Here is a 7,320-nt window from a genome sequence, read left to right as displayed (position 1 = left end):
CACGCCCGCCGCACGCCGCCGTCGGGATCGACGAGCAGGGCGGAGCCGATCTTGACGATCAGCCGCGGGCAGGTGGCAGGCGGGAACAGCGACATGATGTCGGCTGACTAGCGTCACGGATGACGACGTGCCACGACGAACTTGTCCACATGCCGAAACAGGGGACGGGAGCAGAACATGCAGCGGGGCACTTGGGCGGCGATCGGGATCGTCGCGATGATCGGCATGCCGCCGGCAGCGGCGGAGACGGTGCGCGGCACCGCGCAGATCGATGGCGTCGACAGCGCGGTCGAGTTGCAGACAGGCGAGGGGATCGGCGAACTGCGCTATCGGCCGCTTGCCGGTGCGGCGCGGTGGGAGACGGTGCCGCTCGATACGCTGGCGCCGGTCATCGCGATTCTGGCCGACCGGCGGCTGGCGTTCCTGCACGATGCGATCACGCGCTGGGGCGGGGAGGATGTGTCGCCGTTGCGCGATGCGATGATCGCACGCACGCGCGCCGCATGGGAGAAGGGCCGCGCCGGGACCCGGGCGGCGCAGCCGGCGCAGGGCGCGGTGCGGACGCGGGTGCGCGCGCTGTTGCAATATGTCGCGGCGCTTCGCGATGCGGGACGGTGGCCCGAGGCGATCGCGCTGTTGCGGGAAGAGCGCGACGTCCATCCGTTGAAGAACGACTGGGACCGTTCCGAATGGTCGAGCATGTCGCTGGCCCTCGCGGGCGCGCAGGCGGAGCAGGGGCGTATCGACGAGGCGGTGGCCACGCTCGACGACACGGCGGCGCGGCTGGGCGCGTCCCCCTATGCGATCAACGCCGAGCTACAGGCCGCCTCGATGCTGGCGCTGGCGGGGCGTTATGCGGAGGCGTCGCCGCATTTCGACCGCGCCGAGCGTGCGTTCGCGACGGTCGCGAAGCGCGCGCAGGTCGTGCCGGGCGCGATGGTGCAGTTCGACACGGTGCGCGCCTGCGTGCTGCACGGGCTGGGCAGGACCGCGGAGGCGGCGGCGCTGCTGGCGCGGATCGACCAGGCCGCTTCGCCGGAAAGCCGCCGCTACGCGCCGCCGCCCAACCGCGACCTGATCGAGCGGGCGGCGATCTGCATGAAGGATGCCGAGGCGCTGGCGGCGGTGTGGCGCCGCGATCTGGAACGACTGCCGGTCGGATCGGCGATGCTGATCACCGTTCAGCCGGGTTTCCGGCAACCCTATTACGATGCCGCGACGCTGGAACGCGCGCGGGCGATCCTCGGCGCGCCGCCACCGCTGCGCATCCTGCCGGACCGCTACGCGCCGGCGCTGAACAGCTGGCGGTAAGGGGGCGTTACACCGGCGACCATTGCACCTCGTCTTCCTCGCCATCGTCCTCCACCGGACGGTCGTTGGCGGGGATCGCCTCCAGCAGGCGGTCGAGCGCCCAGTCGACGCCGACGCCGCTGACGCCCGACAGCGGGATGACCGGGCCGCCGCTGGCTTCCTCCAGCTCAGCCGAGAGCGCGGCGATCAGCTCGTCGTCGAGCGTGTCGATCTTGTTGAGCGCGACGACCACCGGCTTTTCGTCGAGTCCGCCGCCATAGGCGTTCAGTTCGTCGCGGACGATGCGATAGCTTTCCGCGACATCCTTGTCGTTGGCGTCGATCAGGTGGAGCAGCACGCGGCACCGCTCGATATGCCCCAGGAAGCGGTCGCCGATCCCCGCACCGTCGGCGGCGCCCTCGATCAGGCCGGGGATGTCGGCGACGACGAATTCGCGCTGGTGGTGGCGCACCACGCCCAGTTGCGGGCGGGTGGTGGTGAAGGCATAGGCGCCGACCTTCGCCTGCGCATTGGTGACCGCGTTGATGAAGGTCGACTTGCCGGCATTGGGCAGCCCGACCAGCCCGGCATCCGCCAGCAGCTTCAGCCGCAGCCACACCCATGCCTCGTCAGACGGCCAGCCGGTGCCGTGCTGGCGCGGCGCGCGGTTGGTCGACGTCTTGTAGCTGGCATTGCCGCGCCCGCCGTCGCCGCCGCGCAGGAACACGATCCGCTCGCCCACGCGCGTCAGGTCGGCGAGCAGGGTCCGCTCCTCGTCGTCGGCGAGGACCTGCGTGCCGACCGGCACCTTGATGACCAGATCGTCGCCGCCCGCGCCGGTGCGGTTGCTGCCCGATCCGCCCTGTCCGCGCGGCGCGCGGAAATGCTGGGTGTAGCGAAAGTCGATCAGCGTGTTGAGGCCGGCCACCGCCTCGAAGATGATGTCGCCGCCCTTGCCGCCGTTGCCGCCGTCCGGCCCGCCATATTCGATGAACTTTTCGCGCCGGAAACTGACCGCGCCGGGACCGCCGGAGCCGGAGCGGACGAAAATCTTTGCCTGATCGAGGAAATGCATGGCGCGCGCCTTACCGCTTCGGCGCGGTTAAAGCGATATCGGAGTGTGAGGGGGGGCGAGGTGGGTTTGCGGCGGCGGGATTCTCGTGGAGTAGTCTACGACTGGTTTTGGTGGGATGCGGACCTAAGGCGCAGTTTGAACCCAGATCGTGGAAACACCGTATTTATCGGCCCATCGCTCTGCAGCTGCCAAAGCTTCGGCCAAGGTCCTGTCGTTCTCGGGCAGCGAGCCATAGCCGACCCATGCGCCGCTCGGCTTCCACGCTGCACCTGTCCCAAAAAACCGCCCATCGTCTGATGCCTCAACGATCAACCACGGCTCTTGGTCCCCATGGTCGGGCATCTCGTCACCGGGCGATAGGTAGATGATCGCTGTCATGATGGAAAAATGCCGCGCTTTTTGAACGGTCGCAAGCGGGCCTGCGCGGCCTTCGCCCAATCAGCGTCACGTGGCGGAAGTGACGCCGTCCAGATGGTCCGCCAGCAGCATCTGCCGCGCGATCGCGCGCGCGCGGTCGCGGGGCAGTTCCAGCGCGCGCGCCATCGGGGCGCCCAGCAGCGCGTCGCCCAGCGCCATCAGCACCAGATGCAGCGTTTCATCGCGGATCGGCACGTTCGGACGATCCTCGTCCTTCGACAGATCCTCGACCAGATCATGGATCGCGGTGAGGATCGGATCGAGCGCGTCGTGGTTGCCGTTCAGGATCATCCACCCGGCCAGCGCCCCGGCGCCGTTACGGCCGAAGGCGTCGAAGACCAGGTCGACCAGTTCCGCCGGGTCGCGCGCCGCGCGCGAGCGGTGGACCGCGTCGCGGATCGTGCCGACGATGCTGGTCGCCATGCGCTCGATCAGCGCCTTCTGCAGGCCGTCCGCGGAGCCGAAATGGTGGAGCAGGTTGGCGTGCGTGCGCCCGATCCGCGCCGCCACCGCCTTCAGCGTCACCGCCTGCGGCCCCGATTCGACCAGCAGCGAACGCGCCGCATCCAGCGCCGCGTCGCGCGACGCTTCGGGCGTCAGGCGACGGCGGGGGGTTGAAAGCGCGGTGGCGGTCACGTAACTTACACTCTTGTCAGTTATTGTTTGTTGTCCCTACCCTTACTGGAGGTTTCCGTGGCGAAAGCAACCACGCCCGCCGACCTGACGATCACCCCGCGCGACCGGCGCTTCGCCCGCGACGGGCAGGTGCGGCGCTGGTGGCTCAACGACGATCCCTATGCGACTGCCTTCTACAACGCGCTGTCGGTGACGTTTCCGAAGGGCGAGGGCTTCTTCGTCGACAGCGTCCGCCGCTTCCGCGACGGCACGCCGCCCAAGCTGGAGCGCGAGATCAACGCCTTCATCAAGCAGGAGGTGCTGCATACGCGCGAACATGTCGCGTTCAACCGCCATGTCGCCGACCAGGGATATGACACCACGCTGCTCGACCGCGACGTCGATGCCGCGCTGGCGCTGACCAGGGGCAGGCCGCCGATCGGCAGCCTGGCGGCGACCTGTGCGCTGGAGCATTTCACCGCGATGCTGGCGCATGCGCTGATCGCGGACCCGCGCCATCTGGAGGGCGCCGATCCGCAGGCGCGCGCGCTGTGGCTGTGGCACGCCGCCGAGGAGATCGAGCACAAGGGCGTCGCCTATGACACCTGGCTGCACGCGACGCGCGACTGGCCGCGCTTCCGCCGCTGGTGGGTCAAGTCGCTGGTGATGTGGCTGACCAGCTGGCAGTTCCTGAAGGGCCGCGCGCGCGGCATGGCCGAGCTGCTGCGGCAGGACGGGCTGACCGGGCCGAAGGTGTGGGCGCGGATGGCCTGGTATGCGTTCGGCCGCCCCGGCATGGCGCGCAAAATGGCGGGGGTGTGGCTGGCCTATTTCCTGCCCGGCTTCCACCCGTGGAAGCATGACGACCGCGCGCTGATCGGGTTGGCGGAAAGCGACTATGAAGCGGCGGTGATGCCGCAGGCGGCGTAACCATGCTGATGCCCCCCGCGCCGGTCGTGGCGCGGGGGGCAGCGGTCGTCAGGCGGCGATCGGCATGTTCGACGGGTCGTCGGCGGCTTCGCCATCGCCGCGCAGGTCGATCGCGAAGTCGACGCACTCCACCTCGCCGCCGCGCGAGAGCGTGGGGAGGCGCGAGCGCGTGCCGGTGGGCGCAAAGCCCAGCTTGCGCATGACCCGGCCTGAAGCGGGATTGTCGACGAAGTGCCGCGCGACGACGCGCTTCAGCCCGAGCGCGTGGCGCGCCATGTCGAGCACCGCGCGCCCCGCCTCGGTCGCATAGCCGCGGCCCCAGGCGTCGGGGGTCAGCCAATAGCCCAGTTCCCAGTCGCCATGCGCCTCCAGGTGAAGGCCGATGCCGCCGATCAGCCGGTGATCGCCGAACCGTTCGCAGATCTGAAACCGCGGTTCGTGCGCGCCGCGCGGCAGCGCGAGGAACGCCGCCGCATCCGCCACGCCATAGGGCCAGGGCGCGCGCGACAGGTTGCGGACCACCGGCTCATGCCCGATCGCGCGCGCCAGCGCGGGCGCGTCCTCCGGCCAGCCGGGCCGTAACGTCAGTCGGGGCGTCAACGCGAACATGCTCCGTCTCCTCGATCGGGCCGCTGCCACGCGCGGATGACGTGGGCGCGACACAGGGCAGGGGAGGGAGCAAGAAAAAAGGGAGCCGGGGCGACCCGTCTCCCTTGTCTGGCGGGGTTCCGTTCCCGGAACCGGCGGGTCGCCCTGGAGGGCAACCCGCATGGTCGCCCGATGTTATTCGGCCGCGGCCTGAATCATGTCCACCGAGCAGAACTTGCGACCAAGCTTGCCGTCATGGAACACGACGCGACCGTCGACGAGCGCGAACAGGGTATGGTCCTTGCCCATGCCCACGTTGCGGCCCGGATAGAATTTGGTCCCGCGCTGACGCACGAGGATATTGCCCGCGATCGCTTCCTGACCGCCGAACTTCTTCACGCCAAGGCGACGGCCGGCCGAATCACGACCGTTGCGCGACGAACCGCCTGCTTTCTTATGTGCCATTGCGAATACTCCTGCGCTGCTGTGGGCTTAGCCGACCGAGACGATCTTGAGGATCGTGTGGTTCTGGCGGTGGCCGTTGCGGCGACGATAGTTGTGGCGGCGACGCTTCTTGAAAACGATCACCTTCTCGCCCTTGGCCTGGGCGATGATCTCGGCGGCGACGGTCAGGCCGGCGACGTCCTTCAGCTCCGAGCCTTCGCCCGCGAGCAGCACGTCACCCAGCGTCACCGACGCGCCGGCCTCGCCCTCGATCTTCTCGACGACGATCTTGTCTCCGGCGGCGACGCGATACTGCTTGCCGCCCGTGCGCACGACTGCGAACATGGCTCTTGTCACTTCCCAAATATCATGACCCGCAAAGGGCGCACCTTCACGGGAGAAGCGCGGCTGCTAAGGGATGGGGCGATTCGTGTCAACCGCTATCCCGCCACCGCGGCGCCGCGGCGCGCCGGTCAGTGGCGGTGCAGCGGTTTCAGGCCGTAGCCGCCGTCGGCGCGCCGATCGAACAGCCCGGCGATCGCGGGGTGATCGACCGGTTCGTCGCTGTCGTCATGCACCAGGTTCTGCTGGCTGACATAGGCGACATAGGTCGATTCCATGTTCTCGGCGAGCAGGTGATAGAACGGCTGGTCCTTGCGCGGGCGCAGCCCCTCCGGGATCGACTGATACCATTCCTCGCTGTTGGCGAAGACGGGGTCGACGTCGAACACCACGCCGCGGAAGTCGAGCATGCGATGGCGGACGACGTCGCCGATCGAGAAGCGGGCATGCGCCACCGCGGGCGCCTCGGGCAGAGCGATGGCAGGGGGCGACAGATGCGTACGGATCATGCCCCCTATCTAATGCGGAAATCGCAGCGCACAACGTCGACCCGCTTGCGTCCCGCGCCCGACCGCGCTAGGGGCGCCGCTCGATCGCCGCCGGCCGCCGTTTCCACGGCCCCGGCGTCCCTCCGCGGAGAGGTGCCAGAGTGGTCGATTGGGACGGTCTCGAAAACCGTTGTGCCCTCACGGGTACCGTGGGTTCGAATCCCACCCTCTCCGCCACTTACCCACGATAAATCGTTGAATTAGATCGATAAAGCGCGAAGCGCGGGTCATGTTCCCCTCATCCTTCCCCACACGCGGGTTGCGACCGCCCGGCCTGTGAAGGGCAACATGCATTTTTAGCGCTAGGGGCGCACGACCGATGCAATCATGCGCCCGGCATTGCGCGGCATTTTGCTGAGTTCTTGGACGGTTCTATATCTGCATCAGGCAGGCGCGTGGTCTCAGCGCCGTGAGCGCCGCGCAGGCACCGCTGGTCTTGCCCTCGCCATCGTAGCTGCAACGGCGCGAGCGACGTACCCGCAAACGTTGGCCTCGTTCGGTGCCCCCTTCGCGGCGGTACAGGCCTGTACGTCAGCGCGGAACGTCGTCGGGCTGGCTACATGGTCGGGCAAAGGACAGCCCTGTCCAGCGAGTAGCGGGACGATGCGGTCCCCATTCTGCGAGAACTTCTCGTGTGAGTCGGCTATCGCGCGTAGGCGACGAGACACGACGTTCAGGTCGCCAGTAGCGTTCGCATAGGTTTGATCGGCCTTGAGCATCGACTGGTTGGCATCGTCGATGATGGTGAACGCTACCTCGTTCTCTGCGAAGCTCCGTAGCAGCTTTTCGCACGGCGAGGGCATTGGGGCTGACGCTTGGATCGCCAGCGCAGCAACAAGGGTTAAAGGCATGTAAGTCCCCGTGTTCGCCGCACCGCCCCGCCAGTCGGGTCGGTTGAACGACGCGAACACAGGAACACGCCTCCCGCGTATTCCCCGAAGGTGTTGTATTTCGCAGGCCGCCCGACCGTATGGCCGAGAGCCTGTGTTCGCCGCCGATTGCGGGTCACTCCTCCCGTTCAAAGTCGGAGCGACAGGGGACTGTTACGTCGAATTGAGGGGCGGGTTCAAT

At 68.0% G+C, this 7,320-nt stretch carries 9 protein-coding genes and 1 tRNA gene; 3 read left to right on the top strand and 7 right to left on the bottom strand.

Going from position 1 to position 7,320, the window contains the following annotated elements; translation table 11 throughout:
* The first annotated feature begins 177 nt into the window (after nucleotides 1-177).
* Entirely contained in the window at nucleotides 178-1,311 is a 1,134-nt protein-coding gene (locus AX685_RS19455) for a hypothetical protein (protein ID WP_066491703.1), read from the top strand.
* Nucleotides 1,312-1,318: 7 nt separating this feature from the next.
* Here the strand turns inward: AX685_RS19455 and obgE are convergent, their stop codons facing one another.
* The 3 genes from obgE to AX685_RS19445 all read right to left on the bottom strand — a co-directional run bounded on the left by obgE (nucleotide 1,319) and on the right by AX685_RS19445 (nucleotide 3,418).
* A complete protein-coding gene (gene obgE, locus AX685_RS19450) occupies nucleotides 1,319-2,365 on the bottom strand; it encodes a GTPase ObgE (protein WP_066491700.1) in 1,047 nt (348 codons plus the stop codon).
* 123 nt (nucleotides 2,366-2,488) lie between these two features.
* Nucleotides 2,489-2,803 carry a hypothetical protein gene (locus AX685_RS22105; protein WP_197418719.1) on the bottom strand — a complete coding sequence of 105 codons (315 nt, stop codon included), beginning with the start codon at nucleotides 2,801-2,803 and terminating at the stop codon, nucleotides 2,489-2,491.
* Nucleotides 2,804-2,809: 6 nt separating this feature from the next.
* Nucleotides 2,810-3,418 (bottom strand): TetR/AcrR family transcriptional regulator, encoded by a 609-nt coding sequence (locus AX685_RS19445; RefSeq protein ID WP_066491699.1) that lies wholly within the window; start codon nucleotides 3,416-3,418, stop codon nucleotides 2,810-2,812.
* 57 nt (nucleotides 3,419-3,475) lie between these two features.
* On the opposite strand from AX685_RS19445, the gene AX685_RS19440 reads away from it, so the two are divergent.
* Nucleotides 3,476-4,327, top strand: a complete 852-nt coding sequence (locus tag AX685_RS19440; RefSeq protein ID WP_082741102.1) for a metal-dependent hydrolase — start codon at nucleotides 3,476-3,478, stop codon at nucleotides 4,325-4,327.
* Nucleotides 4,328-4,375: 48 nt separating this feature from the next.
* Here AX685_RS19440 and AX685_RS19435 read toward each other — a convergent pair whose 3' ends face one another.
* The 4 genes from AX685_RS19435 to hspQ all read right to left on the bottom strand — a co-directional run bounded on the left by AX685_RS19435 (nucleotide 4,376) and on the right by hspQ (nucleotide 6,210).
* Entirely contained in the window at nucleotides 4,376-4,936 is a 561-nt protein-coding gene (locus AX685_RS19435) for a GNAT family N-acetyltransferase (RefSeq protein WP_066491694.1), read from the bottom strand.
* Between the two features lie 174 nt (nucleotides 4,937-5,110).
* The gene (gene rpmA / locus AX685_RS19430) at nucleotides 5,111-5,380 is read right to left on the bottom strand and encodes a 50S ribosomal protein L27 (protein WP_066491693.1); all 270 of its coding nucleotides are present in this window, start codon (nucleotides 5,378-5,380) and stop codon (nucleotides 5,111-5,113) included.
* A 27-nt stretch (nucleotides 5,381-5,407) separates the two neighbouring features.
* Nucleotides 5,408-5,704 (bottom strand): 50S ribosomal protein L21, encoded by a 297-nt coding sequence (gene rplU / locus AX685_RS19425; RefSeq protein ID WP_066491690.1) that lies wholly within the window; start codon nucleotides 5,702-5,704, stop codon nucleotides 5,408-5,410.
* 128 nt (nucleotides 5,705-5,832) lie between these two features.
* On the bottom strand, nucleotides 5,833-6,210 hold the full coding sequence (gene hspQ / locus AX685_RS19420) for a heat shock protein HspQ (RefSeq protein ID WP_066491688.1): 378 nt from the start codon (nucleotides 6,208-6,210) through the stop codon (nucleotides 5,833-5,835).
* A 126-nt stretch (nucleotides 6,211-6,336) separates the two neighbouring features.
* On the opposite strand from hspQ, the gene AX685_RS19415 reads away from it, so the two are divergent.
* A tRNA-Ser gene (locus AX685_RS19415) sits at nucleotides 6,337-6,426 on the top strand.
* Nucleotides 6,427-7,320 lie beyond the last annotated feature (894 nt).

Source organism: Sphingomonas sp. CCH9-F2, from assembly GCF_001556735.1.
Classification (GTDB): domain Bacteria; phylum Pseudomonadota; class Alphaproteobacteria; order Sphingomonadales; family Sphingomonadaceae; genus Sphingomonas; species Sphingomonas ginsenosidimutans.
Note: the sequence above shows the minus strand (reverse complement) of the source record. Positions and strands in the feature narration are given on the sequence as shown.